This window comes from Dellaglioa sp. CoH-57-MRSF-19, assembly GCF_056781975.1.
Genome location: NZ_JBXAXW010000065.1, coordinates 1 through 643 on the forward strand (window position 1 = coordinate 1; position 643 = coordinate 643).

The window sequence follows — 643 nt, forward strand, 5'->3', positions numbered from 1 at the left end:
CCCAACGTGCGTATTGCCGCAGCAGTGCGCCACGCACCGTCTTTTCCGGAATTGCGTCTACGTTCATGCTTGCTCCCAACACCAGTTGTCCATCATCCACTTGATCCACGCAAGACGCGTGGCCCGAAGTCGCGGCTCAGCGTCATCGGCCTCCGCATCGAACCCGGAATCGCGACGTGCTCGGAGCCACGACTCTAGTACATTATGGGCCCCGAGGGACGCACGGATAGCGGCGCGCACCTTTTGAGCTTCTACACTGTAGATACCGGGCTTTCCTTGGTCCAGCGCTTCCCCCGCTGCCTGCACCGCGCAGCACACGAAATAATTCGGTGATACAGTTTTCAATGGTGTTGCCTGCACCAACGAATGTGCCAGCTCCAGCACCGCATATCGAATCTTGTTCATGCTTGTTCTCCGCACCAGTTTTCGAGCATCCACTCGGCCCACGCGATGCGGGATTCAAGAACACCGGGCAACGAATCGATGTAGCCAGAGTAGGGAGCGTCTCCCACCGTGCCCTCGTATTCAGGAAGCGCACCCTGCGCCACGAGCCATGTCGTGTACGAGTGGTGCCCGTCCAACAATTCGCGAATGCGATGCTTCAGAGCCAAAGACTGTTGGTAATACGTGCGCTTCACTTCAC

General features: G+C 57.9%; 1 protein-coding gene. It reads right to left on the minus strand.

Annotated elements, in window-relative coordinates:
- Positions 1–401: 401 nt before the first annotated feature.
- Positions 402–643: hypothetical protein (locus AC1RO3_RS08210; protein WP_481763962.1), on the minus strand; the 242-nt coding region annotated here is incomplete at its 5' end.